At 68.9% G+C, this 26,502-nt stretch carries 24 protein-coding genes, 1 pseudogene and 1 riboswitch; of the genes and pseudogenes, 12 read left to right on the top strand and 13 right to left on the bottom strand.

The features are described 5' to 3' along the window. Positions 1-35: 35 nt before the first annotated feature. Complete coding sequence (locus D3261_RS07800) at positions 36-353, bottom strand: hypothetical protein (protein ID WP_120071131.1); 318 nt, start codon at positions 351-353, stop codon at positions 36-38. Between the two features lie 106 nt (positions 354-459). Between D3261_RS07800 and tmcA the strand changes: the two genes are divergently transcribed. Further along, a complete protein-coding gene (tmcA, locus tag D3261_RS07795; protein WP_120071129.1) occupies positions 460-2,703 on the top strand; it encodes a tRNA(Met) cytidine acetyltransferase TmcA in 2,244 nt (747 codons plus the stop codon). A gap of 8 nt (positions 2,704-2,711) precedes the next feature. Here the strand turns inward: tmcA and crcB are convergent, their stop codons facing one another. Beyond that, complete coding sequence (gene crcB, locus D3261_RS07790) at positions 2,712-3,071, bottom strand: fluoride efflux transporter CrcB (RefSeq protein ID WP_120071126.1); 360 nt, start codon at positions 3,069-3,071, stop codon at positions 2,712-2,714. After that, a complete protein-coding gene (locus D3261_RS07785; RefSeq protein WP_120071124.1) occupies positions 3,068-3,472 on the bottom strand; it encodes a CrcB family protein in 405 nt (134 codons plus the stop codon). Before D3261_RS07785 ends, crcB begins: the two co-directional genes overlap by 4 nt. A 5-nt stretch (positions 3,473-3,477) precedes the next feature. Further along, positions 3,478-3,545: riboswitch (Fluoride riboswitch) on the bottom strand. A gap of 86 nt (positions 3,546-3,631) precedes the next feature. Here D3261_RS07785 and D3261_RS07780 point away from each other — a divergent pair. Further along, on the top strand, positions 3,632-4,114 hold the full coding sequence (locus D3261_RS07780; protein WP_120071123.1) for a DUF456 domain-containing protein: 483 nt from the start codon (positions 3,632-3,634) through the stop codon (positions 4,112-4,114). A 128-nt stretch (positions 4,115-4,242) separates the two neighbouring features. Here the strand turns inward: D3261_RS07780 and D3261_RS07775 are convergent, their stop codons facing one another. The 5 genes from D3261_RS07775 to D3261_RS07755 form a co-directional block, all read right to left on the bottom strand. Then, positions 4,243-5,124: an energy-coupling factor ABC transporter ATP-binding protein gene (locus D3261_RS07775; protein ID WP_120071121.1), complete on the bottom strand. Its 882-nt coding sequence runs from the start codon at positions 5,122-5,124 to the stop codon at positions 4,243-4,245. Further along, positions 5,121-5,936, bottom strand: a complete 816-nt coding sequence (gene cbiQ / locus D3261_RS07770) for a cobalt ECF transporter T component CbiQ (protein WP_120071120.1) — start codon at positions 5,934-5,936, stop codon at positions 5,121-5,123. Before cbiQ ends, D3261_RS07775 begins: the two co-directional genes overlap by 4 nt. A 4-nt stretch (positions 5,937-5,940) precedes the next feature. Next, entirely contained in the window at positions 5,941-6,282 is a 342-nt protein-coding gene (locus D3261_RS07765; RefSeq protein ID WP_120071118.1) for a cobalamin transport operon protein, read from the bottom strand. Continuing rightward, the gene (locus D3261_RS07760; RefSeq protein ID WP_120071117.1) at positions 6,282-6,962 is read right to left on the bottom strand and encodes an energy-coupling factor ABC transporter permease; all 681 of its coding nucleotides are present in this window, start codon (positions 6,960-6,962) and stop codon (positions 6,282-6,284) included. The genes D3261_RS07765 and D3261_RS07760 overlap by 1 nt, the downstream gene beginning before the upstream one ends. A 222-nt stretch (positions 6,963-7,184) precedes the next feature. Continuing rightward, on the bottom strand, positions 7,185-7,379 hold the full coding sequence (locus D3261_RS07755; protein WP_120071115.1) for a hypothetical protein: 195 nt from the start codon (positions 7,377-7,379) through the stop codon (positions 7,185-7,187). A 141-nt stretch (positions 7,380-7,520) separates the two neighbouring features. Between D3261_RS07755 and D3261_RS07750 the strand changes: the two genes are divergently transcribed. Then, the gene (locus tag D3261_RS07750; RefSeq protein WP_233553931.1) at positions 7,521-7,832 is read left to right on the top strand and encodes a hypothetical protein; all 312 of its coding nucleotides are present in this window, start codon (positions 7,521-7,523) and stop codon (positions 7,830-7,832) included. Positions 7,833-7,842: 10 nt separating this feature from the next. On the opposite strand, the gene D3261_RS07745 is transcribed toward D3261_RS07750, so the two are convergent. Beyond that, positions 7,843-8,607 carry a hypothetical protein gene (locus D3261_RS07745; protein ID WP_120071111.1) on the bottom strand — a complete coding sequence of 255 codons (765 nt, stop codon included), beginning with the start codon at positions 8,605-8,607 and terminating at the stop codon, positions 7,843-7,845. A gap of 190 nt (positions 8,608-8,797) precedes the next feature. Next, positions 8,798-9,220: a hypothetical protein gene (locus D3261_RS07740; protein WP_120071109.1), complete on the bottom strand. Its 423-nt coding sequence runs from the start codon at positions 9,218-9,220 to the stop codon at positions 8,798-8,800. A gap of 140 nt (positions 9,221-9,360) precedes the next feature. On the opposite strand from D3261_RS07740, the pseudogene D3261_RS07735 reads away from it, so the two are divergent. The 4 genes and pseudogenes from D3261_RS07735 to D3261_RS07720 all read left to right on the top strand — a co-directional run bounded on the left by D3261_RS07735 (position 9,361) and on the right by D3261_RS07720 (position 15,038). After that, a pseudogene (locus D3261_RS07735) lies at positions 9,361-10,811 on the top strand (amidase). A 113-nt stretch (positions 10,812-10,924) separates the two neighbouring features. After that, the gene (locus D3261_RS07730; protein WP_120071107.1) at positions 10,925-12,595 is read left to right on the top strand and encodes an ATP-dependent DNA ligase; all 1,671 of its coding nucleotides are present in this window, start codon (positions 10,925-10,927) and stop codon (positions 12,593-12,595) included. A gap of 61 nt (positions 12,596-12,656) precedes the next feature. Then, positions 12,657-13,664, top strand: coding sequence for an mRNA 3'-end processing factor (locus tag D3261_RS07725; RefSeq protein ID WP_120071104.1), 1,008 nt, complete (start codon positions 12,657-12,659; stop codon positions 13,662-13,664). 192 nt (positions 13,665-13,856) lie between these two features. Further along, positions 13,857-15,038 carry a ferritin-like domain-containing protein gene (locus D3261_RS07720; protein WP_120071102.1) on the top strand — a complete coding sequence of 394 codons (1,182 nt, stop codon included), beginning with the start codon at positions 13,857-13,859 and terminating at the stop codon, positions 15,036-15,038. Positions 15,039-15,127: 89 nt separating this feature from the next. On the opposite strand, the gene D3261_RS07715 is transcribed toward D3261_RS07720, so the two are convergent. Then, positions 15,128-16,069: a nucleoside hydrolase gene (locus D3261_RS07715; protein ID WP_120071099.1), complete on the bottom strand. Its 942-nt coding sequence runs from the start codon at positions 16,067-16,069 to the stop codon at positions 15,128-15,130. Positions 16,070-16,170: 101 nt separating this feature from the next. Between D3261_RS07715 and D3261_RS07710 the strand changes: the two genes are divergently transcribed. Beyond that, complete coding sequence (locus tag D3261_RS07710) at positions 16,171-16,998, top strand: aldo/keto reductase (RefSeq protein WP_120071096.1); 828 nt, start codon at positions 16,171-16,173, stop codon at positions 16,996-16,998. Between the two features lie 27 nt (positions 16,999-17,025). On the opposite strand, the gene D3261_RS07705 is transcribed toward D3261_RS07710, so the two are convergent. After that, positions 17,026-17,364, bottom strand: coding sequence for a four-helix bundle copper-binding protein (locus D3261_RS07705; protein WP_120071093.1), 339 nt, complete (start codon positions 17,362-17,364; stop codon positions 17,026-17,028). A gap of 369 nt (positions 17,365-17,733) precedes the next feature. Between D3261_RS07705 and tbsP the strand changes: the two genes are divergently transcribed. Together tbsP and D3261_RS07695 are read left to right on the top strand one after the other, a co-directional pair. Then, on the top strand, positions 17,734-18,570 hold the full coding sequence (tbsP, locus tag D3261_RS07700; protein ID WP_199693950.1) for a transcriptional regulator TbsP: 837 nt from the start codon (positions 17,734-17,736) through the stop codon (positions 18,568-18,570). Between the two features lie 110 nt (positions 18,571-18,680). Continuing rightward, entirely contained in the window at positions 18,681-20,792 is a 2,112-nt protein-coding gene (locus D3261_RS07695; protein ID WP_120071088.1) for a PQQ-dependent sugar dehydrogenase, read from the top strand. A gap of 10 nt (positions 20,793-20,802) precedes the next feature. On the opposite strand, the gene D3261_RS07690 is transcribed toward D3261_RS07695, so the two are convergent. Beyond that, entirely contained in the window at positions 20,803-22,578 is a 1,776-nt protein-coding gene (locus D3261_RS07690; RefSeq protein ID WP_120071085.1) for an acyl-CoA dehydrogenase family protein, read from the bottom strand. A gap of 161 nt (positions 22,579-22,739) precedes the next feature. Here D3261_RS07690 and D3261_RS07685 point away from each other — a divergent pair, with 161 nt between their 5' ends. Both D3261_RS07685 and D3261_RS07680 read left to right on the top strand, forming a co-directional pair. Then, a complete protein-coding gene (locus D3261_RS07685) occupies positions 22,740-24,899 on the top strand; it encodes a hypothetical protein (protein ID WP_120071083.1) in 2,160 nt (719 codons plus the stop codon). Between the two features lie 141 nt (positions 24,900-25,040). Beyond that, positions 25,041-26,480, top strand: coding sequence for a DUF58 domain-containing protein (locus D3261_RS07680; protein ID WP_120071080.1), 1,440 nt, complete (start codon positions 25,041-25,043; stop codon positions 26,478-26,480). Positions 26,481-26,502: the final 22 nt, after the last annotated feature.

Raw genomic sequence — 26,502 nt, 5'->3', positions numbered from 1 at the left:
GGACCCGTCGGAAACTTCCCCTCCTCAACCCCGCGCTACACGTTTCGGATGCCGAGCACGACCACGATAACACAGACGACCACCGCGACCAGCGTGACGCCGAGTAGAACCGGCCAGAGGGCGTCGAGCACTGCCGGACCGCCGGAACGGAGGGCCCGCGACCCCGTATCGAACGCGGTCGAGGCGGTGCTCACGATGGCACCGCCGAACGCCACCGCGACCACGACCGCTATCTGTACCAGCGAGCCGTACCGCCGCCAGGGCGACTCTTCGGTCTCCTCGTCGCCGGTATCGCCGCGAAAGCGCTCCTGGAGGCGGTCGAGTCGTTCCCGCACGGCATCCGCGGGGCCCATCTCGTCCCGGCGTTCGTGACGAACCGACTAAAATTTTCGGTCGTTGTCAGAAACCCGCCGACCCGGCAAACGACGCACCCATGTCGGTCCGTTCCCAGACGGTGGTATGACCGCCGACCTCGCGGCCGCGCTCCGCGACGAGGCACGCCGGGCGAACCAGCGTCGGCTCCTCGTGTTCGCGGGTGCCCACGACGCGTGTCGCTCGGCGGCCCGCGAGGCGCTGGCTGGGGCCGGGATCGACGCCACCGCGACGACGGAAGTGACCGCTCGTGAGTCGGAGTCGCTCGGCCACGAACGGGTCGCGCCGAAGAACGCCGACGCGCTCCTCGGGACCACCCGCGAGTGCGTGGTGCTCGACTGTCACGACGAGTGCCGCCCGAACGCGCTCGGCCGGGCGGTCGGTGCGGTCGACGGCGGCGGCCTGTTCGTCCTCCTGACCCCGCCGCTCGACGACTGGCCCGACCGGCGCGACGGCTTCGACGACACGCTCGCGGTGACGCCGTTCGAGGCCGACGGCGTGACGGGGAACTTCAGGGCCCGCCTCGTGGAGACGCTCCGCGCTCACCGCGGCATCGCCATCGTGGACGTCGATACCGAGACCGTCGAACGCGACGGCTGTACCGACCCGTCGCCACGGCCCCCACGAACCACGCCGTCGGTCCCCGCCGACAGCGAGTTCCCGCGCGCCGCCTACGAGGCGTGTCTGACCGCCGGCCAGGCCGACTGTCTCGGCGCGTTCGAGCGCCTCCGAACCCCCGGCAACGCGCTGGTGGTGGAGGCCGACCGGGGTCGCGGGAAGTCGAGCGCCGCCGGACTCGCGGCCGGCGCGTTCGCCGCCGCCGGGCAGCGGGTGCTCGTGACCGCGCCGGGCTTCGAGAGCGCCGGCGCGGTCTTCGAGCGCGCACGGGAACTCCTCGGTTCGCTCGACGCGCTCGCGGAGTCCGACTGCGACGACCGACCACGTCGGATCGACGCCGCGAGCGGCGGCCGGATCCGCTTCGAGCCCCCAAGCACCGCCGTCGAGAGCGCCGCGGCGGCCGACCTCGTCGTGGTCGACGAGGCCGCCGCCCTCCCCGTCGATCTCCTTGGAGGTTTCCTCGATGCCCCGGCCGTCGCCTTCGTCACCACCGTCCACGGCTACGAGGGGGCGGGCCGTGGCTTCTCGGTCCGCTTTCGCGACCGGCTCGACGACTCCGCCCTCGACGTCGCCGAAGCGCGGCTCGACGAACCGATCAGGTACGCCGCGGGCGACCCGGTCGAGGTCTGGGCGTTCCGGGCGCTGTGTCTCGACGCACGGCCCCCCGTCGACCCGCTCGTCGCCGACGCGACCCCGGAGACCGTGACGTACGAACGGCTGGAGTCGGCAGGGCTGCTCGCGAACAAACACCGGCTCCGGGAGGCGTTCGGGCTGCTCATCGCGGCCCACTACCGCACCGAGCCGAACGACCTCGCGCGCCTGCTCGACGCGCCGAACGTCTCGGTCCACGTCCTGCTTCATCGGGACCACGTCGTCTCGGTCGCGCTCCTCGCGCGTGAGGGCGGGCTCCCCGCCGACCGCCGTCGCGCGGTCTACGAGGGCAGTCGGATCAAGGGTCACCTCCTCCCGGACGTGCTCACGAGCCAGCTCCGCGACGAGGAGGCGGGGGTCGCGGTCGGCCAGCGCGTGCTCCGGATCGCCACCCACGACGCGGCCCGCTCGCGTGGACTCGGGTCGCACCTCCTCGATTCGGTCCGCGAACGTATCGAGACCGACTGGTTCGGCGTGGGTTACGGTGCAACACCGGAGTTGGTCGACTTCTGGTGGCGAAACGGCTTCTCGACGGTCTACCTCGCCACCACACGCAACGAGCGCAGCGGCGAACACTCCGTCCTGATGGTCGACCCGCTCACCGACGACGGCAGAGCCCTCCACGACCGCCACGCGCAGTGGTTCGTCGAGCGGGTCGGCGGCACGCTCTCGGACTCGCTCCGCGACCTCGACCCCGACGTCGTTCGGGCGGTCCTCGCCGGGGCCGCCGTCACCGCCGACCACGACTGCTCGCCCTACGAGTGGCGGGTCGTCGCGAGCGCGGCCCACGGCCCGGGGCTCGCGAAGACCCATCCGCACGTCTTCCGACGGCTCGCGCTCGCCCACCTCACCGACCCGGAGAGCACCGCGCTGTCGGCCCGCGAGGAGCGGCTGCTGGTGATGCGCGTGCTCCAGTCACGACCCGCTTCGGCGATCGCCGACGAACTCGGCTACGACTCCGCCCGGGAGTGTCTCCGTGGGCTCGGGGACGCCTACGAGCCACTGATCGAACGCTACGGCGACGAGGCGGCACGGGCCGAACGTGCTCGGTACGTCGACTGACCCGCTGTTCAGCCGACGATCTGCAACAGGAACCACGCCAGCCCGATCGCTGCGAGCGACCCGACGAGGTTCGCGGCGGCGTTCGCGGCGGCCCGCCCCCAGTCGTCGACCTCGGCCAGTTGGAAGGTCTCGACCGAGAACGACGAGAACGTCGTGAACGAGCCGCAGGCCCCGGTCCCGACGAGGAGCGCGACGTCGCCGCCCACGCCGGCGAACGTCACCAGCCCGAGCACGAAGCTCCCGACGACGTTGACCGTGAGCGTCCCGAGCGGGTAGGTCGTGTTCAGCCGCTGGCCGACGTAGCTCCGACAGAGCGCGCCGATGGCCCCACCGGTCCCGACGAGGTGGGCGGGATGGATCTCCATCACGCGCTCGCCCCCCGTTCGGGATCGATTTCGATACGGCGGGCGAGCGCGCGACCCGCGAACACGCCCGCGAAGCCGAGAGCGTAGGTCGCAACGACGTTCCCGACCATCAGGAGCGGCGCGTCGAGGAGCACGGTTTGAACGCCGAACGTGCTGTAGGTCGTGAGCGAGGAGAGAAAGCCCGTGGTGAAGACCAGCTGCATCCGTTCGGCGAGGATCCCCGTGTAGATCGCCTCGTAGAGGACGAACCCGAGCACGAAGCTCCCGACGACGTTGACCGCGAGCGTCCCCGCCGGTCCCGGGACCAGCGTGGCGACGAAGTATCTGAGATTCGAGCCGGAGAACCCGCCGATGGCGATCAGGACGACCGATTCGAGCGTTCGGAGCGGGTGGGTGTCGGGCATGGCTGGCTGGAGAAGGAGTCATCAGCTGGAAACCCAGCGGTTGGGGCAGGCGGACTCCATCGCCCGATGAAGCCCCTGAGCGGCTGGTGCATTTAGGCGTTGAGGAATCCCCACGCCCGAGGCCGGTGGAGTTTACTCCCGTCGCCCGGGAGTCAGCACATGGTCGAACCCCTCGCGCTCGTCGCCCTCGGGGTCCTCGTGCTCGCCGTCGTCGGCAGCCTCTTCCCGCTGATCCCGGGCGCGCTCCTCTCGCTCGTCGGCGTCTACGGCTACTGGTACGCCACAGGCTACAGCCAGCCCGGGCTCGGGCTGCTCGCCGCGCTCACCCTCATCGGACTGCTCGCGTTCGTCGCCGACTACTTCTCGGGGGCGATCTCCGCCGCCGCTGGTGGTGGGTCGCTGGTGACGAGCGCCCTCGCCGGGGTCGTGGGCCTCGTCCTCTTCTTCCTCACCGGCCCGCTCGGGCTCGTGGTCGGGGTCGTCGTCACCGTCTTCGCCGCCGAGTTCTACCGCCACGGCGACCCGGTCCGGGGTGCCCGGACCGCCGCCTACACCGTGGTCGGGATGCTCACCTCGACGATCGTCCAGTTCCTCTTGACCCTCACGATACTCGTGGCGATGCTCGCCGTTGCGTTCCTCTGAACGGGATCGGAGCACTCGGCGCGGGGACTGGCAGGCGTTACGACGTCGCTAGCACGCGAACGGCGTCGGCGAGAACGCGGGTCGCGAAGCACCCGAGCACGAACTCACGTCGCTGGAGGAACGCACCCTCAGGGCGATGGACGAGTCCCCACCGATCCCTCGCCGAGCAACGCGACGAGTTCGGCCTCGGTGACGGGTCGTGCCTCGGTGTCCAGCCCCGCATCGCGTGCGATCCGAACCGTACTCGGCGGGTGGAGGTTGGCCCGGTTCAGCAGGTCGTCGTCGTAGAAGATTTCTTGGGGGGTGCCACTGCTGACGACGCCTCCGTCGGCCATCACGCAGACCCGGTCGGCGATCGCGGCCGCGGTGTCGAGGTCGTGGGTCGAGAGGACGACGCTGATCCCCTCGGCGTCGATCCGGCGGATCCGGTCGGCGACCAGCCGCGAGCGCTCGGGGTCGAGCCCGGCGAACGGCTCGTCGAGCACGATCACGCTGGGTTCGAGCACCAGCACGCCGGCGAGCCCGACGAGCCGCTTCTCGCCGCCGCTCAGGTAGTGCGGGATGCGGTCTTCGAGGTGACTCGCGTCCACGGTCGCGAGCGCCTCGCGGGCCCGCCGCTCCGCCTCGTCGGCGGGCACGCCGTAGTTGTGGAGTCCGAACAGTACGTCGTCGAGGACGGTGGGAGCGACGATCTGTGTGTCGGCGTCCTGGAAGACGAAGCCGACCTCCCGACGGGCGTGGGCCTTGTTCTCGCTCGTCACCTCCTCGCCGGTCACACGGAGTTCGCCCTCGTCGGGCACGAGCGTCGCGTTCAGGTGTTCGAGCAGCGTCGACTTCCCCGAGCCGTTGCCGCCGACCAGCGCGACGACTTCGTCGGGATGGACCGCGAACTCGACGTCGTGCATCCCGACGGTCCCGTCGGGGTAGGTGTGGGCTTCACAGCGAAGGTCGACCAGTGGCTCGGTGTCCGCTGCATCTCCCGTTGCGTCGGCCGTCGGGTGCTCGCTCATATCGTCACCACCCCATAGGTAACCACGAGCGCGTAGGCGACGACGAGGGCGAACAGCCCGACGACTGCGGCGACCTCCATCGCTGGCGGGCGGCGGACGTCGCTGTAGAGAGTGATGTCGCCCTCGTAGCCGCGCGCCTCCATCGACTTGACGAGCCGCTCGGAGCGCTCGATGGCGGTCAGCATCGTCATCCCGAGGATCCGTGCGTAGAGCCGTCTGTTCGCCCAGAACTCCCCAAGGTTCGCCCCGCGTGCGAGCGTACTCTTCACGAGGTCTTCGAGGGTTTCGAGCATGATGAATGTGAACCGGTAGGTCAACAGCGCGATCTGGTCGATCGGGGCCGGGAACACCCGGCCGAGGAGGTAGGCGATGTCGTTGTATTTCGTCGTCATCGACGCCGTGAGCGCGAACGTCACGACCGTCAGCGACCGGCAGGCCAGCTCGGCGAACAGCGCGGCCCCCGCCCACGTCACCGAGAGCTCGCCGAGCGAGGTCGCGAGCGCACCGAAAATCGGGCGTCCGGGTTCGAGGAAGGCGATCGGCCCGGCCACCGAGACGATGAACAACATCGGTAGCGTGTACCACCGCACCAGCCGTCGGTACGGGAGGTCGGCGACGCCGTAGACGAGGAGCGTCGCGGCGTAGAGACCGACGAGAACCGCGAGCGAGTCCACGACGGTGACGGCGAGGACGAGCACGGCGACGACGCCGAGCTTGGTCCAGGGGTTCACCCGGTGGAGCGGGCTATCGCGGTGTTCGGCGTAGGCGGTGATCAGTCGCGGATCGGGGACGTGGTTCGAGAGCGTCGCCATCCACTCAGGCGGCGTCCTGACCGTCGTCCCGGTCTTGGCCGTCGTCGCTCCCGCTCCGATATCGGACGGCGTAGAAGTACAACCCGACCCCGACAGCGACGAGGACGACCACGATCGCGACGTACTCCGTGACGAGCCCGCCCTTGGTGATCGGCCCGGCGATGACGACGCCGCGTCCGAGGTCGACGAGCGGCCCGCCACCCTCCTGTGCGCCCTTCTGGAGTGCCTGGCCGAACCGTTTGGCGTAGGGGAGCGCGCCGCCGGTCGAGGTGAACCCGTAGAGCCCGGCGGCCAGACAGACCGCGAGCAACCCGGCGAGCCCGCCGTACTGCTTCCAGCGTTGCATCAGGCGCTCACCCCGTCGGTCGTCTCGCGTTCCGTCCGGGTCACGCCGGGAACGAGGTCGGGTCGGATCGAGGCGAGGAACTGGACGATGAACCCGGTCAGCAGCCCCTCGACGACGGCCACGCCGAGGTTGAGCCCGACCATGCCGGCGACGGCGATAGCGAGGTCCGAACGCGGGAGGGCGCTGCCGTTGACCCCGGAGACCACGATGATGACCCCCATCAGGACCGCGCCCGTGGAGAGCCCGAGCGTGGCGGCGCTCGCGCTCGCGGGGAAGACGTCCCAGTCCATGCGCACCAACGTGCGGAAGGCGTAGTAGGCGACGATGGCCTCGGTCGCGTTGACGAGCACGTTCGCGCCGAGCAGCCCGACCGCGCCGTGGCCGAGCGCCGCGGAGAAGACGTTGACCACGAGCGCGATGACCGCCCCGAGCAGCGGCCCGGCGAGGATGCCGACGAGCCCGGTGAGGTTCATGTGGATCCCACCCCAGACCGGGAGGTTGAGCTGGAAGACCGCGAAGCTCGCCGCGGCACCGATACCCGCGAGCGCGACCTGGCTGGTTCTGATCCCGTTCTTCCGGACGCGGTACGTGGCGACCCCGAGGAGGCCGATGCCGAGAACGCTCCAGAGGACGAGCGCCCACAGCGGGAACGACCCCTCGCCGAGGTGGATGTGTGCCATATTGGATGCTAATCGACATTGACGAACTAATAACCTTACGCATACGAAGAGTATCGTTTGACAAAAACTGCAAAGACCGATCGTGGTATTGGTAGCGTTCGTCCACACGGATGTGGCCGAGCAAGTACGTTCGAGCAGGTGCATCCCGCAGTTCGAGAGACGGCCTCCCCGCAGGTCGAGGGGACCGCTGCGATGGGTTACGAAAGGCTTCGGAGGACAGCGTCAGTCGTACATGGCCATCGGGTCGTCGGGGAAATCGAGCTGTCGCTCTTCGGTCGCCTTCAGCTGCCAGTGGCGCACCCTGGTCTGGTAGAGCTGCATCGCCATCTCGTTGACCGCGTCCATCTCGCTCTCGCGGGCGATCTCCTCCGCGTCCTCGATGCTCATCTTCATGAGCTTCTTGTAGAAATCCTTCATCGACGTCCTCGGCGTTCGATGCGGGGCCGACCCTTTTGAGGGGCTCGACATGGCCCGGCTCGGTCCCTCGTCGCTGCCGACCCACCGCCTTCGGCACGGGCGAAACGTTGATTGTCGATCCACACAGATATACGATAGAGGGTGACAAGTGTGTACGCACACCACGGCATGGACGAGGAGGAGGCCGCATCCGAAACCGAGCACGAATCGAACCCGGTGACGACCGTCGGCTGGACCGAACACCACACGTGTGCCGTCGGGGGGCTCGTGCTCGCCATCGCGCTCTCGGGGCTGCTCTATCCGGTGTTGGTCGCGCTCACCGAGTCCTTCGGGGTTCTCTCCACGACGGCGCTCGTCGCGACGGTCATCGTCGTCTGGAGCCTGGGGTGGATCGGGCTCGAACTCCTCTGGGAGTGGCGAGCCGGTCGGTGGCAGGCCGTTCGCGACCGATAGCCCGTTCCGGTCAGGCGACCGTCCCGAGTTTGTCGGCCTGTCGACGCGCGAGTCGGGTGAGTCGTCGGAGGACGGGGTTTCGGTCGTCGGCACCGCCGGTAGCTACCGCGCTCGGTCCGGGGGTGGTGTAGGTCATCCGGAACACGTGCCCGTTCGCGACGACCTCGATGTCGGTCGTCGCACCCGCCCACCACGCGAACGCGGTCTCGCCGACCGCCGGCGTCGCGGTCTCGACGTCGTCCATCGCCCGATAGCGTTCGGGGAGGTTGCCGAGCGAACAGGTCCCCCCGAGGTTGGCCAGCGATTCGCCCTCGCAGGGCCAAAGCCGTGTCCGAAGCTTCGCCGAGGGCTCGCGGACCATCCCGTAGACCGCGGTGATGGTCCCGTTCCCGCGCTCGGTGGGTTCGCTCCGGTAGCGCCACCGATCGCCGACTTCCTCCGCCAGTAACAACCGATTCGCAGGCGGATTCGGCGTCGCCAGCGTCGTCTCGGTCCGTGTCGGTGCCGTCGTCGTGGGTCGCGCCGTCGGCCGTCGCGTCGGCGTCGAGCCCGCCGTCGCGTCGACGGTGGGGGGCTCGGCGGTTCGTCGGGTCGACGTCCCGTCGGCCGGCGCGTCGGTATCGGGACGTCGTGTGGTCGTTTCGGTCGGGGACGACCCCGGGTCGTCGTCGTCCCCGCTGGAGAACTCGTCCGGGATCGCGACCGACCCACAGCCCGCGACGGCGACGGCACCGAGGACCGCGCCGGCGCGTTCGAGGAGCGCGCGCCTATCCATGGTGGGAGCCACGGTCGGCGGAATCGGCCGGATACGCGTCGGTCACCGTGTTACCGTTCCCGAGTCGTCGTACGCAGTCGTCTCCGATTCCAGTCCATGTTCGTGGCCGAATCCTCCGCCTCCCGGACACCTGAGGCTGTCGGTCGGACGACCTTTCGGACGGCTCGTCGGAGCCGCGTTTCCCGACCGCTCACTCGGGCGTGGGCCGTCCCGAGCGCGTGTACCGCCAGGCCCAGAGGACCAGCACGCCCTGGAGCGGGAGCCGTGCCCAGAGCCCCGCCCGTGCGAGCCCGCGAGCACGGTCGGGGACCGACTCGGGCACCATCCCGCTGGTCGCCATGTGGACGTTCGCCGGGAACACCGCGACCAGCAGCGCCACGATCCCCCAGGCCGAGAGCGACCGCGTGCGCCGGACCATGACCCCGGCCCCGAGAACGACCTCGGCGAGCCCGGAGAGGTAGACGAGCCCCACCGGACGAGAGAGGGAGGGCGGGACGATCCGGGCGAACGCCCTCGGGACGAGGAAGTGGAGCACGCCCGCGACCACGTAGACGAGCCCCATCACGATGCACAGCGGACTTCCGGTCCCGGTCTCATCCGTGTCGTTGGCCATAGTCCCGATCCCGGAGGGAAGGACATAGCCTTTGGCTCACACCGGTCTTCGAGGACTCCGAATCCGGGGTGGTCGGCCGATCGCCGACGACGGGGACCGACCGCAGGAACCCTTTTGGTGTCGACGCGGGATGCGGATCTATGTCCGATATCCCGTTCACCTCCGCGACGTCGCTCGCACGGCGGGTCCGCGCGGGCGACCTGTCGGCGGTCGACGTCGTCAAGACGGTCCTCGACCGAGCCACGGCCCGCAACGACGTCACGAACGCGTACGTCACGCTCGTCGAGGACGACGCCCGCGAGCGCGCCCACGAGATCGAGGCGGCCGTCGAGCGCGGCGAGGACCCGGGCCCGCTCGCCGGGGTGCCGGTCGCGCTCAAGGACCTCTTCGGTTACAAAGCGGGCGTTCCGGCGACGATGGGGTCGGCGGCGGTCGGGGAGTTCGTCCCCGAGGAGAGCGCCGTCGTCACCGAACGGCTCGAAGCCGCGGGCGCGGTCGTCGTCGGCACGACGAACGCCCCGGAGTTCGGCCACAAGCTCGTCACGGAGAACCCGCTCCACGGCCGGACGGGAACCCCCTTCGACCCCGAGCGGGTTTCCGGAGGATCGTCCGGCGGCAGCGCGGCCGCCGTGGCCGACGGCCTCGCGACGTTCGCCCAGGGCTCGGACAGGGGGGCTCGATCCGTGTTCCCGCTGCCTTCTGTGGCGTCTACGGGATCAAACCCTCCTTCGGCCGGGTGCCGACCGCTACCCGCCCCGACGGGTTCGTTCTGTCGACCCCCTTCACGAGCATCGGCCCGCTCGCGCGGACCGTCGAGGACGCCGCGCTCGCCATCGACGTCTTCTCGGGACCACATCCGCGCGACCCGTACAGTCTTCCCGCATCCGAGAAGTCCTACCGTGACGCGCTCGACCGCGACACGAGCGACCTCAGCGTCGCGTACAGTCGCGACCTCGGCATCTTCGACGTCGCCGAGCGCGTCGCCGACGTCACCGACGACGCGCTCTCCGACCTCGCGGGCGTCGTGGACGACGTCGAGCGAGCCGACCCGCCCTACGACGGCACGCTGTCGGACCTCCGATACGCGTTCACACAGATCTCGACCGTGGTGTTCGCGTCGATGGTCGACGGCTTCGAGGCCGAGGGCATCATCGGCGACGGCGACCGCGAGCGGCTCTCGCCATCGGTGCGGACGATGGTCCAGATCGGCGAGGACGCCGACGCGGTCTCGTACAAGCGCGCCGACCGGCCACGGACCGACTTCTACGACGCCGTCGAGACCGTTCTCGACGAGCACGACCTGCTCGTGACCCCGACGACGGCGGTGCCCCCGTTCGAACACGGGCGGGACGGCCCCCAGACGATCGACGGGGAGCCGGTCGCGAACCCGGTCGTGGACTGGTGTCTCACCTGGCCGTTCAACCTCACCGGGCACCCGGTCGCGTCGATACCCGCGGGGTTCGTCGATGGACTCCCGGTCGGGCTCCAGGTCGTCGGTCGGCGACACGCCGACGAGACGGTGCTCGCGGCGAGCGCCGCGCTCGAACGCGTCCGGCCGTGGCGGGACACCTACCCCGGACGGCGCTCGTAGCTCGTCTCGAAGCCAGCCGTCGACGACGGACGACGGCCCCCTTCATTCACCGTTCGACCGGGCGTTGCGTCCGCAACCCGCGACTTTTTGGGTTTTCGTGTCCTCGACTACTCGTGGAATATTCGCAGCTCGTCGAGTGCTACGACCATCTCGACGCCACCCCGTCGACGCTCGAGAAGACGGCCATCCTCGCCGAGCTGTTCGCCGACGCCGGCGACCTCTTGGGCGAGCTCACCGGCCTCGCTCGCGGGCGGGTCTTCGCCTCGTGGGAACCCGACGACCTCGGCGTCTCGTCGTCGTTGACGGTTCGCGCCCTGAGCGACGCGACGGGCGTCGACGCGGACCGGATCGGTGACTGGCGGCGCGAGACGGGCGACCTCGGCGACGCCGCGGCGAAAGCGGTCGAGAACCGCGTCCAGACGACGCTGTTCTCGGGGAGCCTCTCGGTCGGGCAGGTCTACGACACGCTTCGGGGGCTCGCCGCGTACGAGGGCTCGGGCAGCCAGACCCGAGCGACCGACGATATCGCGGATCTACTCGGGGACGCGAGCGCTGACGAGGCCCGGTACGTCGTTCGAACTATCGTCGGGACGATGCGATTGGGAGTCGGGGAGGGCACCATCCGCGATGCACTCGCGAGGGCGTTTCTCGACGGCTCCGACGACGCGATCCGGGCGGTCGAACGCGCCTACGAGGTCACGAACGACTTCCGCGTCGTGAGCGAGACGGTCCGTGACCGAGGACGCGAGGGGCTCGACGAACTCGAAGTCGAGCTCTTCCGGCCGGTGAAGGCCATGCTGGCGCAGAAAGCCGAGGGTCTCGACGACGCGCTGGCGTCGACCGACCGCCCGCTGCTCGAATACAAGTACGACGGGATGCGGGTGAAGATCCACATCGACGGCGACGAGGTTCGGGTGTTCACCCGCCGGCTCGAAGCCGTCACCGAGCAGTTCCCGGACGTCGTGGAGGTGGTGCGGGACGAGGTCGACGTCGAGAACGCGATCGTCGAAGCCGAGGTAGTGGGCTACGACCCCGAGACCGACCGGCCGATACCGTTCCAGGAATTCTCGAAACGCATCAAGCGCAAGACCGACATCGACGAACTCGCGGCCGCGTATCCGGTCACGGTCCACGCCTTCGACCTGCTCTATCACGACGGCGACCCGCTCGTCGAAACGGCGCTCGCGAACCGACTCTCCCGCCTCGAATCGGTCGTCGTCCCCGAGAGCGAGACGGTCCAGCGGGCCGAGAACGTTCGAACCGACTCGCTCGAAGCGGCTGAAGCGTTCTATGGGGACGCGCTCGACGACGGCCAGGAGGGCCTGATGGTGAAGAACCTCGACGCGGGCTACCAGCCGGGGTCGCGGGTCGGCTACATGCTGAAGGTCAAGCCCACGATGGAGCCGCTCGACCTCGTCGTGGTCCAGGCCAAGTGGAGCGCGGGCCGCAAGAGCGAGTGGCTGGGGCGATTACGATTGGCCTGCTGGGACGCCGACCGCGAGGAGCTCCGGGAGGTCGGGCGGATGTTCTCGGGTCTCACGGACGCCGAACTCCGCGAGATCACCGACAAACTCGAACCCCTCATTCAGTCCGTGGAGGGTCGAACGGCGAAGCTCCGTCCGGAAGTAGTCGTCGAGGTCGAGTACGAGGCGATACAGGAATCGACGAAATACGATTCGGGCTACGCGCTCCGCTTCCCCCGGTTCGGCGGCTTTCGTGACGACCTCGGCCCCGAGGACGCCGACCGGTTCGAACGGGTAGAACGACTCTACGGGGACCAATGAGACACCGAGAGACACGACCGAGTCGGCCCGTGCGAGCCGTGCGCTCGGAGGGGCACCCTCGATGAGCAACGGTGTCAGTCTCCGGGACGGCGTGGAGATAACGCTCTCGACGGGCGAGACGTTCGTCGCGGACGCCACCGAACCCGCGGGCGACGTCGTGGGACTGAGCCACGCCCACGGCGACCACCTCTACACGCGCGCCCCCGAGTCGGTGGTCTGCTCCGAGGTCACGGCTCGGCTGGCGAACGCGCGCCGCGAGGACGAGGCCCCCCTCACCAGAACCACGCATCCACGAGTCGAGCAGGTCCCGGCGGGTCACGTGCCGGGCTCCCGAGCGACGGTCGTCGACGACCCCGACGGGACCACCTACCTCTATACGGGCGACTTCTCGCCGCGATCCAGATTTCTGCTCGACGGGTTCGACGCGGGCGCGGTCGCGGACGAGTACGACGTCGACGTTCTGGTCACCGAGACCACGTATGGCAAGCCCGAGTACGTCTTCGACGACCAGGAGGTGCTCGAAGCGCGTATCGTCGACTGGCTGGACGAGACCCACGACACGCCCGTCCTGCTCTTCGGCTACACCCTGGGTCGTGCCCAGGAGCTTGAACTCCTGGTCGGGCGCTCGAATCGTGAGCGGCTGTTCGTCACCGACGCCACGGCGCGGCTGAACGCGATCATCGAGGACGCCTACGACGTCGACTTCGGGGCCGAACGCTACGAGGAGGCCACCACGCTCGGGGCGGGCGACGCGCTGCTCCTCCCGGCACAGACCAACCGGCTCTCGTTCGTCGACTCGATCGCCGAGTCGACCGGCGCGCTGAAGGCGGGCTTTTCGGGCTGGGCCATCGAGGAGTCGTTCAAGTATCGGGGGAGCTACGACGAGATATTCGTGCTCTCGGACCACAGCGACTTCTCCGAGTTGGTCGACACCGTCGAGACACTGGAGCCCGAGCGGGTCTACACCCAGCACGGCTTCGCCGACGCGTTCGCGACCCACCTCGAAGCCGAGTTCGACCTCACCGCGCGGTCGTTGAAGAACAACCAGACCGCGCTGAGCGACTTCTGAGGGGTGTGTTCGTCCGCTCACCGTGCGGACGGACGGCCGTCTCTCGCGTGCTGGCTTCCGGCCGTCGTTCGCCGAGCGCTATGGTCGTCTCCCGATCCCTCCCGAGCCACGGAAGCGGATAGAACCCGGGGTGACGATAGTTTTTTCATCTCTGAACGCGGTGTACGATTACGTGCGTCCGCACGCAAAACTATGACAGACGACACTACCAACTCCGAGGAGGGGGTCCTCGAACTGATCGGGCGAGTCGAAGGCCAGGTTCGCTCACGACGAGAGATGATGGGCGACGCGCTCAAAGTCGGAGCCGGCGCAACCGCGCTCTCGGCGCTCGGTGCCGGGACCGTCGGTGCCAACAGCGGTTCGGGCTCCGGCTCGGGCTCGGGCGACGACCCGAGCGACGTCGACATCCTGAACTACGCGCTCGCGCTCGAACACCTCGAGTACGCGTTCTACGACGAGTTCCTCGCCAACCACTCGGAACACGAGGTCGAGCGTTCGGCGGTCGCGAACTACTTCGCCCGCCCGACCCTCCAGTACTCGGTCTATCAGCAGATCGAGGACGTCCGAGACCACGAGAAGGCCCACGTCGACGCGCTCACCGAGACGATCGAGCAGCTCGGTGGCACACCGGTCGAACCCGCCGACTACGAGTTCCCCTACGACTCCATGGAGGAGTTCGTCGCCGTCGCCGACCGTCTGGAGTCGGTCGGCGTCTCGGCCTACGCCGGCGCGGCACCCATGATCGACAGCGAGGAGGTCCTCACGGCCGCGCTCTCGATCCACAGCGTCGAGGCCAACCACGCGACCTACTTCCAACTGCTCCACCTCCAGCGCCCCGCGCCGAACGCGTTCAACCCGGCGCGGACGATGGAGCAGGTGCTCCCGATCGTCAAACAGTTCATCGTCGGCGCGAGCGGCGGCAGCGGCGACGACTCCGAGGGTGACGACGGCGTCGAGGGCGACGTCGTCCGACAGTTCACCGTCCAGCTCTCGGGCGACAACGAGGTCCCGCCGGTCGACACCGACGCCAGCGGTGAGGCGGGGCTCACGCTCGTCGATACCGGGGACAGCTACGCGCTCCGATACGACCTCTCGGTGATGAACATCGAGGACGTCACCGCGGCTCACTTCCATCTCGGTGGATCAGAGGAGAACGGCCCGGTCGTCGCCTTCCTCTACGGTCCGAACGAGGACGGCACCAGCGAGGACGGCCAGATCGCGAGCGGGACGATCACCGAGTCCGACCTCGTGGGTCCGCTCGAAGGCAAGACCGTCTCCGACCTGCAGTCGATGGCCGACGAGGGGCTCTACGTCAACGTTCACACCAAAGCCAACCCCGACGGCGAGATCCGCGGCCAGGTCCCGCTCGAATAGCTGGTCGGTCGACGACACCGATCCACACCGCGAACGGGCCGTGACACTCACCGTCCGTTCGACTTTCTTTCGTCCGAAACCGGTCTTCCCTACCGGTAGGTTTCGAACGCGTCGAGAAGCATCTCGACGAACCGGTCGCGGTCGATGTCGACCGCCACGTTCGCGTTCGGGGCCTCGACGTTCGGCCAGTCGTCGCTCACGCCGCGGACGTCGGCGACCGTTCGCCCGTAGGTCAGGTCGCCCTTCGTCTCCACGGTCGCGAAGGTGTGCTCGGTGTCGAGGACCCCCGGTTCGACGATTTCGGCGACGGCACACGCGTCGTGGATCGGGACGCCATCCCACTCGAACGAGGTCTCGTAGACGTCGAGGAAGTAGGTCAGCAGGTCCGCGACGACCGTCGTGATCGCGGATTCCATCTCACGGATCCGCGCCACGTGGTCGCGGTCGAGACGGGCCTCGCGGGTGACGTTCAGCCCGACCATCGTGACGTCGACGTCGGCTTCGAAGACCACCTTCGCCGCCTCGGGGTCGGCGAAGACATTGAACTCCGCGGCCGGCGTGATGTTCCCGTCCTCGGTTGTGCCACCCATCAGCACTATCCGTTCGATGTCCTCGACGATATCGGGATGTTTCCGGAGCGCGACGGCGACGTTCGTGAGCGGTCCGACGGGCGCGATGTGGAGCGCTCCGCTCTCGGCGGCGGTTTGGGCGATCGTCTCGACGGCGTGTCGCTCGATCGGCTCCGTTTCCGGCTCCGGGAGGTCCGCCCCGTCGAGGCCGCTCTCGCCGTGGACCCAGCCGGCAGTGACCTGGTCGCGAACCAGCGGGGCTCCCATGCCGCGGGCGACGGGGACGTCGGTCCGATCGGCCAGGGTCAGCACGCGGCAGGCGTTCCGGGTCGTCTTCTCGATCGTCTGGTTGCCGGCGACCGTCGTGACGGCTTCGAGGGCGACCCGATCCGACGCGAGCGCGAGCAACAGCGCCATCGCGTCGTCGTGGCCCGGGTCGCAGTCGACGAGGAGGTCCTTCATGGCTCCGCTGGAAGCCACGTCGGTAAATAGCCATCCACTCCGCGGGGTCCGAGTGCGAGGGGGTGGGGAACGACTAATACCGCCCCCCGCGTTTCGCGGCTGTGGCTATTCCATCCAGACCCCTCCCGAGCGGCGACGAACTACCGATGGTCGGGCTCGGCACCGGCGGGCTCGGCACCGAGGCCGTCCGAACCGCCCTCGACATCGGCTACACCCGCCTCGACACGGCCGAAGCCTACGGCAACGAGACCGAGATCGGCGAGGCCATCGCCGACGAGGACCGCGATGACCTCTTTCTGACCTCGAAGGTCCGTCCCGCGAACCTCCACTACGAGTCCGTGATCGAGGCCTGCGAGGACTCGCTCGACCGTCTGGGGACGGAGTACCTCGACCTCTATCTGATCCACTGGCCGAACCCCGCGATCTCGCTACGCGAGACCCTCGACGCGATGGCGACGCTCCACAACGAGGGAAAGGTCCGGAACGTCGGCGTCTCGAACTTCAGCGCCTACCAGCTCAGCAACGCGAACCACGTCACAGACGTCCCGATCGCCCTCAACCAGATCGAGTTCCACCCGTGGTTCCAACGACCCGAGCTCGTCGAGTACTGCGAAGAGGTCGACGTCGTCGTGGAGGCCTCCGCGCCGCTCGCACGAACGGAGGTGTTCGACGAGGAAGTCGTCGGGGAGCTCGCCGAGACGTACGACAGAACGCCGGCTCAGGTCGTCCTCCGGTGGGCGTTCGAGCGCGGCGTCGCGACCATCCCCGGGTCCGGGTCGGCGGAGCACCTCGAAGCCAACCTCGCGGTCTTCGACTGGGAGCTAGAGGAGGCGGACCACCGACGTCTCACCGACCTCGATCGGGATCAGGCGGTCTACGAGCCAAATGCACCCGACTGGATGGGCGGGATCTTCGACATCCCTCACTGAGAAGGTCCTCGTCGCTCGAACCCGTGTTCAGGCCATGTTCCGGCAGGTCTCCGCACAGCGGGGCAGGACCTCGGCGCAGGCCTGGCAGTGGTCGTGGTCGTGTTGCTCGCACTCCTCGGCACACGCCTCACACGCCTCGGCACAGGCCTCGGCGACCTGGGAGCTGAACGCGGAGTCGCGGACGCACAGCCGGGCACACAGCGAGGCGAGGTCGGCGACGTCCCGACAGAGCCGGAGACACTCGCTCATCTCCTCGCCGTGGCCCGCACACTCGTCGGCGCACCACTCACAGACCTCCGCGGCCTCGATACAGGTGTCGACGCACGTTTCCATCTCGTCGCTCAGACCGATCTGCTGAACTACCATTGCACGTCGTTCGAGGGGACGACGGTTTTCCTGCATTGTGGGTAACGACCACCGAACGACGGACATCCCCGACCGAACGATCCGGAAACGTGCCGGGGCTATGTTTTGGAAAACGAGGCTTCACTGGCGATCGGGCCGGTCGGTATCACTGCCGTCGGTCCCACCACCGAAAACCACGACACGCGGTGGCCACGTCCGACATATGGTTCGGATCGCGGCGACGTGTTCGCGAGTCCGACGCGTCAGTGGCGAGACGCGATAGCGCACGACGCACCCGATGGATCGTGAACGACGAGTCCCGTCGATGTGGCCGGATAGCGGCCGTCCGAAGCCAAAAGGTTCCTATGCGATGGGACCGTATGTTTCGGCATGACCGCAGCCTCAAATAGTGTGGTGGCGTCGAAAACCGAGCTCTTCGAACGTATCCTCGGAAACGAATCGGGGGAGACCTTCGTCGTCGGCGTCGACAACGAGACGACCGAAGCGCTTCTCGACGTTCTGGGAGAGTTGGACGACTCGCCGACGGTGCGGTTGCTCGCGGCGGAGTCGGTGCTGAAAGGGGTACGCAGCGACTTCGTTCTCGCGAGCACGGCGGCGGAGCTCGTCGAGGCCGGCACGCTCGAACTCCGGACGAGCGACGAGCCCGCCGGAACCGGACTGGTCGTCACCGACGACCAGCTCGTCTCCCTGGTCCCCGCGGGCCGGTACACCGCGGGGCTGGCGACCGACGACACGACGTTCGTCGACGAGGCGAACGAACACTGGCAGGGGAGCTGGGAGCGCAGCGACGAGTTCGCCCTCCGGACGCCGGCGCGCTCGCAGGTCGAGGAGTCGCTGACCGAGACGTTCGGCCCGGAGGTCGAGACCGACTTCCGGACGATGGTCACCGCGCTTCGGACCGCCCGTGGCAGTGGGAACGACGGGCTCGACGAGGTCGGCGCGAGCCTGCTCGTGGCGGCCAAACACGAGGCGCTGCTCTACGACATCTCGAAGTGGGGTGAGGACGTCGGCGTCGCGAGCAAGGCGACGTTCTCGCGGATGAAGACCACGCTCGAACAGCAGGGGCTGATCACGACCGAGAAGGTCCCGATCGACGTCGGCCGGCCGCGGCTCCGACTCCTGCTCGCCGACGACCGCTTCGAGGGCGCGAGCGCCGAGGAGATCGCGAGCGCGGCGCACGGCTCGCTCTCGCGAACGCAGACGTAATCCCGGTCGCCGTTAGCCGAATTTTTCGTCTCCCGACGGCGGGGGCAATGCGACTCGCTTCGGTACGACTTTGAGTGAACGTCCACTCGCATCGGATAGAACGATCACTAATGACACGAGGGAACGCGAACGACCGGGACGACGGCGTGTGGCTCTCCCGCCGTCGGCTGCTCGGCGCGACCGGCGCGCTCGCGGGGGCGGGCTATCTCGCGAGCGCGGGCGGACGGGCACAGACCACGTCGACCATCGAGCTCGGTGGGGAGATCGCCGGCTGGCGGGGGCGATCCCCCGAGGAAATCGCCGACGAGACGAATCCGACCCTCCGGCTCGAAGCGGGCCAGGAGTATCGGGTCACGTGGACGAACCTCGATGGCTTCGGCCACAACATCGCGCTGCTCGACGACGACGGCGGCGTCCTCGAACGCACGTCCGTGATGAGCGAGGAGGGCGAGAGCCAGAGCCTCACGTTCACCGCGAGCGAGGCGATGGCCGAGTACGTCTGTGAGCCACACGAGGGGTCGATGCGCGGGACGATCAGCTTCGGGAACGAGACCGTGACCGAGACCACCACCGAGAGCGACAGCGACCCCGTGGTCCCCGAGGGGCCAACGGTGGCCCTCGACCGGATCGCCGGTGGGTTCGAGGTGCCGACGGACTTCGCCGCCCCGCCGGGTGACGGTCGGCGGTTCGTCCTCGACCTCCCGGGTCAGGTCTACGTCCACACCGACGACGGACTGCGCGAGGAGCCGTTCCTCGACGTGGGCGACCGGCTGGCCGAGCTCACCGCCGAGCGGGGGCTGCTCGGTATCGCCTTCCACCCCGAGTTCGCGGACAACGGGCGGTTCTACCTGCGCTACAGCGCCCCGCTCGCCGACGACGCGCCGGCGGAGTTCTCCCACACGGAGGTCCTCGCCGAGTTCACCGTGAACGAGGACGGCACCGGCACCGACCCGGACTCCGAACGCGTGCTGCTCGCCATCGACGAACCGACGCCGTACCACAACGGCGGCGCGATAACCTTCGGTCCGGACGGCTACCTCTACGCCTCCTACGGCGACGGCGGCAGCCCGAAGGACATGGGACCGGGGCACGCCGAGGACTGGTACGACGCGAACGGGGGCGGTAACGGCCAGGACGTCACCGAGAACCTGCTGGGGAGCGTCCTCCGGATCGACGTCGACGGCGAGTCGGACGGCAACCCCTACGCCATCCCCGAGGACAACCCGCTCGTTGGACAGGAAGGTCTCGACGAGCACTTCGCGTGGGGCTTTCGCAACCCCTGGCGAATGGGGTTCTCGAACGGCGAGCTCTACGTCGCCGACGTCGGGCAGAGTCGGTACGAGGAGGTCAACAGGGTAGTGAAGGGTGGCAACTACGGCTGGAACGTCCGGGAGGGGACCCACTGCTTCGGAACCGAGAACGTGAGCGACGTTCCGGAGGAGTGCCCCGACTCGACGCCGCCCGACGTCCGCGGGGGCGAGCCCCTCCGGGACCCGGTCGTCGAGTACCCCCACCAGCGCGACGGCGAGTTCATCGGCATCTCGGTGGTCGGCGGCTACATCTACGGGAACGACGCGATCCCCGGGCTCGAAGGCAAGTACGTCTTCGGCGACTACAGCCAAAAGGGGAACCCACGCGGGTCGCTGTTCGCCGCGACCCCGACCGAGGACGGCCAGTGGGACTTCTCGGAGCTTCGGATCGCGGGTGCCGAGAGCGGCGCGGTGGAGGGCTACCTCATCGCCATCGGTCGCGACGAGACCGGCGACCTCTACGCGCTGACCTCCGCCGGCGACCTCGGCGGGGCGGTCCACCGGATCACGGCCGCCGAGGGCGAGGCCGCGTCCAGCACTGCGGCGGGAACGCAAAACGCGACGGCCGCAACGGGTTCGACCGGGACGGCACCGACGAGCTCGACGGCCGGAACGGCATCGACGGCCGGCCCGACGACCGGGTCGGGAACGACGGGCGCGGTCACGGACCGCCGCACGAGCGCCGCGACCGACACGTCCCGAACGGCCACCGGTAGGGGAACGAGCACAGGAGCTACCGCATCGAATCCGCGAACGGATGGTTCCGGGGCGAGCGCGACCGGCGACACGAACGGGAGCGGCGGGAACGCGAGCGGCGACACGACCGCGACCGACGGTCCCGGATTCGGTGTCCTCGCCGCGCTCGCCGGGGTCGCGGGTCTCGCCGCGCGTCGGCTCGGACGAGACAAGTAGAACGCGGTCGTCACTCGGCGGGGGCCATCCCGTCGAGCAGCGTCGCCGGCTCGACGGAGCCGTACTTGACGACCGCGGTGAACTGCTCGTCGGCCATCCCGAAGCGCTCGTCGGCGGCGATCCCGTAGCTCGCGTCGCCGAACCGGGTCTCGACGAACCGGCGGGCGACGAGCGCCTTCCGACCGTCCTGCGCCGTATCGATCCCCCACTGCGCCTCTTCGAGCAACAGCGCTCCCGTCACCACGTCGAAGACGAGGTCCGCGAGCCGCTTGGCGTGGTACTGGGCGAACGCCTCGTCCTCCGTCGCGAGCGTTCCCAGCGCGTCCTGGAGCTCCCCGTACCTCGATTCGACCGTCTCGACCGCCGACTCCAGCGCCGGATGGTCGACCCCGTCGAGCTTCTCTTCGACGTAGGGCAGGAGCGCCTCGTGGGCGTTCTCGCGGTTCAGCGCGCGGAGGACGTCGAGCCCGAGGACGTTCGAGGGGCCCTCCCAGATCGGGAGGACTTGGGCGTCGCGCAGGAGCCGTTCGGTGGTGTGCTCGCGGACGTAGCCGTTTCCGCCGAGGACCTCCATCGCGTACGAGGTGGTCTCGACCGACATTCGGGCGGTCCTGTACTTCGCGACCGGAACGAACAGCCGCAGCAGTTTGTAGGCCGCCGAGTCGTCGCCCGCCCGCTCGCGTTCGTCGAGGAGTCGTACGGCCTCGAACGAGAACGCGGCGGCCGCCTCGTAGTCGACGGCCATCCCCACCAGATCGCGTCGCATCAGCGGGTACTTGTCGATCGGGTTGCCAAACGCTTCGCGCTGTGCGGCACGGACCTTCGCCTCCAGCAGCGCCCGTCCCATCACGCCGACCGCGCCCATCGCGTTCGTGAGGCGCTCGTAGTTCATCATCTCGGACATGTACTTGAAGCCGCGTCCCTCCTCGCCGACGAGATACGCCGCCGCGCCCTGGAACTCGATCTCGCCGGTCGGCACGGAGAGAGTTCCCAGTTTGTCCTTGAGCCGCCGGAAATGTGAGTCGTTGACCTCGCCATCGGGTTTGGTGCGCGGCACGAGGAAGAGCGAGAGCCCCGCGACACCGTCGGGCGCGTCGGGTGTCCGCGCGAGCGCGAGCGCGCCCTCGGCGTCGATGTTCGAGCAGAACCACTTCTCGCCGTGGAGTTCGTAGACGCCCGCCTCGTCGGTCGGCTCGGCGCGTACCTCGTTCGCGCCGACGTCGGAACCGCCCTGCTCCTCGGTGAGGAACATCGCGCCTTCGATGTGGTCGTCGAGGGTCGCGGCCGTCAGCCCGTCGAAGTACTCGTCGAGCCGTCCGTCGTCGAACCGATCGAGCACGATGGCGACCCCCGTGGTCATCGAGACGGGACAGCAAAAGCCGATGTCGACGTACGAGAGCAACGCCTGCATCGTCAGCGGGTGACAAAGCCCGACGGGTGACTCCCGACCGGGTGGGGCGTGGAACGCGTCATGCGTGATCCGGAACTCCTCGTAGGCGATCCGTTCCTGGTCGCGCATCGAGGGGTGGTACTCGACCTCGTTCAGTCGGTCGCCGTACTTGTCGAACGACCGGAGTTCGTGGCCCGCCTCGTCGATCCGGTCGGCGGTGTCGGCCATCTCGTGACCCAGGCGCTCGCCGAAGGCCGAGAGGAGCGCCTCGGCCCACTCGAACTCGTCGTCCGGGTAGACCCGCCGCGCCTCGAACTGGAGGGTCCGGTCGAGCTCCCAGTAGTTGCACTCCCGCCCCTCGTCGAGACGCGCGTAGTCGATCGGGTCCGACGTCATCCCCGAGTAGTCGGTGATAGTGCGTGATAAACGTCGCCCTCCGGCCCCGGTGGTCGAAACGCGTTCGTGGACCAGCTCTCCCGCCACCTGTAGGGGGTTTCATCCTCTTTTTTTTCGAAACGAAGGAAAGCAGTTTTATCCGGGCATTGAGACTCGTTGGTGTGGGTTTCACACACCGTCGTGCCGGGGTGCTGGTCTGGGTCGGCGTGCTCCTGGTCGCGGCTGTGGGCGCTCCGGTCGCGGGTGCCGTTCCGTCGGTATCGCCGGGGGACGCGAGCGAGATCGTTCCTCAGCGCGGTGACGGCGCGTCACCGGCGAACAACACGAGCGTCCAGCAGGAGGACCCCGAATCGGTGGATTCCTCAGGCAACGTCTCGGAGCTCCAGAGCTGGTTTTCGGGTCGACTGAGTCAGACCGTCGTCAACTGCTCGGAGGGGCTCACCGTCGGCGAGTACGACGCCTGCAATCGGTCTGACGGGGAGTATCCGGAGTGGCTGAGCGGCTACGTCAACGTCACCCGTGAGAGCGACTCGGGGGACAACCGAACGAACGCGTTCGAGCGCACCAGGGAGAACCAGACCGAGTACGCCTCGAAGGTTCGGCGGTTTCGGAACACCGTCGAGGCGTACAACGACGCCCGGAACGACAGCGATACCCAGCGGGCGCGTCGACTGGCCCGTCGGGCACAGACCCTGGCGACGGACATCAACCGGACGAGCGGTAACCTGACGCGGAACTACGGAGCCATCGCCAACGGAACGGGACGCGACCTCAGCCCGGCGACGCGGACGACCCGGAACGTGAGCCGGAACGTCACCACCACCGCCGCATCGCTCTCGATCGAGCAGTTCCGCAACACGACGATCACTGCGCGAGGGGCGGACCGTGTGATATCCTTCAGCGAGCCGCTTCGCGTGACCGGCCGCGTCGCCGCCGCGAACGGCACCGGCCTCGCGGACCGGACCGTTGGTATTCGGGTCGACGGACGGATCCGTGGGACCACGACGACGAACGCCACAGGCGTCTACCGGCTCACGTACCGCCCGACGCGGGCTCCGCTCGATACCGAGCGCGTGACGCTCCAGTACCTGCCGCGAAACCGTTCGGTCTACAGCGGCAACGAGACCTCGGTGCCCGTCGACATCCGCCAGGTCGAACCGACCCTGCGGGCGACCGGCGGTTCGAACGCGGTGAGCTACGGTGGGCCGGTGACGGTCGACGGAAGCCTCGCCGTCGACGGTATCGGTGCGAGGGGGATGCCCGTCGCCGTCTCGGTCGACGGCGAGGAGCTCCGGTTCGAGGACGGAACCCGCGCGCGAACGGCGTCGAACGGCGGCTTCCGGCTCTCGGCCCGGCTACCGAAGGAGGTGAACGATGGACGGCGAAGCGTTCGGGTGTCGCTCCCGCTCGAGAACCGTGCACTCGCCCGGGACAACGTCTCGATACCCCTCACCGTTCGGTCGACGCCGACGGCCCTCTCGGTCAACGCAACGCAGACCTCCGTCAACGGGTCGAACGTGAGCGGGCCGGTGGTTCGCCTCGCGGGTCGCCTCACGACCAACGGTGACCAAGCGGTCCGTAACGAGTCCGTGGCGCTCGCGGTCAACGACACCACCACGACGACGGTGACCACCGACGAGAACGGGAGCTACGACGCGAACGTCTCGGTTCCGGAGTCGCTGTTCGCCGGGCGCACGGGAACGGTCCCGATCGCGATCGGCGCGCGCTACGCCGGCGTCGAGACGAGTCTCGAAGCTTCGACCGCGCGGACGAGGCTCCGGATCGACGTCCCCGCCCAGCCCACACCGAGGTTCCTCGCGGAACTCCTGGCGTTCCTCGCCGAGCACCCGTGGTACGTCGGCGTTCCGGTGGTCGTCCTCGTGCTGGGGCTCGGTTACGCGATCGTCCGAATCCGGGATGGCTCCGACGCCGATCAGGCGTCGACGACCACCGACCCCGCCGCGGAGGGGGGGTCGTCCACGGGCGAGACCACGGAGGACTGGGGTTCGCTCCTGGACGCCGCGAACCACCAGCTGTTCACGGGGGACCGGGCGGGCGCGGTCGCCACCGCCTACGCGGCCACCCGGCGGAAGCTCCGGGACGACCTCGGGCTCGGCGGGGCTTACACCCACTGGGAGTTCCTCGACGCCGCCCGGAACGCGGTCGGCGACCGTCGGGGTGCCGCCCTCGGTCGCCTCACCGAACTCTACGAGCGCGCGGCGTTCTCCCCGTACGACCTCTCGGAGGGGACGGCGGGCACCGCGATCGACGACGCCGAGACGGTCACTGGGGACGGATCGGACGAGCACACCGGGGAGTGAGCGGCTCGCTCCACTTCGCCACGGCTCGGCACACGACCCTTCTCATCGCGATTCGTGCTACATCGGTCGCCGAACCCGTCGAGGTCCACGATCCGTTCGGACGACCAGTAGCTTGAACTATCGCGCTATCGAGGTAGGCGCATGCGACTCACGCGCCGTGGCAGGGGGTTCGTCGGTGCCGGCGGAGTTCTCGTCGGCCTCGCCGTCGCCTTCGCCGACCCGCGCCTGCTGGTCGGCGCGGCCGCGCTCGGCGCGTGGCTGGCGGTCGAGCAGTACCGGTTCGTCCGGGCGACGAGGCGGACCGCCGACACGATCGTCGTCGAGCAGGTGCTCGCCCAGGAGCGTGTCGTCGCCGAGCGCGAGACGTCGGTCACGCTTTCCGTACGGCTGCCCGAGCCGTCGTCGCTCGACGTCACCGTCGAACTCGCGCCGCCGGTGAGCGCGACCGGGACGGACCGCGAGGACCGCCGTGTCCGGCTCGAATCGGGCGAGACGACCGCGAGCACGGCGGTCTTCCTCGAATGGGCGGTCGCCGGGACCTACGAGTTCGGGACCCCGGCGATCGAGGTCCTCGGCCCGGCCGGGTGCTTCACCGAGCGCTTCGCGCGCGGGTCCACGCCGACGATGGTGGTCGAACCGCGCGGTCCGCACGACGTCCACGTCGGGCAGGGCGGCGACCCGCTGATGGCCGCCTACGGCGAGCGCGAGAGCGGTCGCCGCGACGCCGGACTCGATCCTGGCGAGCTCCGGGAGTACGTCGCCGGCGACGCCGCGGGTCGGATCGACTGGAAGGCGACCGCCCGGATGGGCGAGCCCTACGTTCGCGAGTACGAGATCGAGACCGACATCGTCACCGCGATGCTCGTCGACCACCGCGCGACGATGGCCGACGGGCCGACGAACGAGACGAAGCTCGACTACGCCACCCAGGTCGCGTTGCTGTTCGTCGACAGCGTCCGGTCGTTCGGCGACCCGCTCGGCTACTACGCGGTCGGCGACGAGGGGCTCACCGACCGGCGCAACCCCGCGGTCGGGCAGTACTCGCTCATCGAGGGGCGACTGCGCGACCTCACGGCGACCGACCCCGCCACCACGACCGCCGGCGACTCCGGGAGCCACAGCCCGGCGACCTCGCGGCGCGCCGCCGTCCGCCTCTCCGGCGACGACACGTTCGGGCGCACGCTTCGGCCGTACTTCGAGACGGGCGACACCTACGCCGAACGTATCAGGGGCGACCCGCTGTTCGAGACCGCCCGCGCCCACCTCGCCCGGCTGAGCGGCACCGTCTGGACCGTGATCTTCACCGACGACGCCAACCGGGCCGAACTCCGCGAGACGGTCAGGCTGGCCCGCCGCGGCGACGGTCGCGTGCTCGTCTTCCTCACCCCGTCGGCGCTGTTCGAACCGGGCGGCCTCACCGACCTCGAAGCCAGCTACGAGCGCTACCGGGAGTTCGAGTCCTTCCGGCTCGAACTCGCACGACTGCGACGGGTCTCGGCGTTCGAGGTCGGCCCGCGCGACCGGATCGACGCCATCCTGTCGAGCGCACGCCGGCGTGCGAGTTCGCGAAACACGCAGTAGGAACCGGTAGGGTGGAACGGTC

The organism is Halococcus sp. IIIV-5B (assembly GCF_003602035.1).
GTDB lineage: Archaea > Halobacteriota > Halobacteria > Halobacteriales > Halococcaceae > Halococcus > Halococcus salsus.
This window is presented reverse-complemented; position numbering and strand designations above follow the sequence as displayed.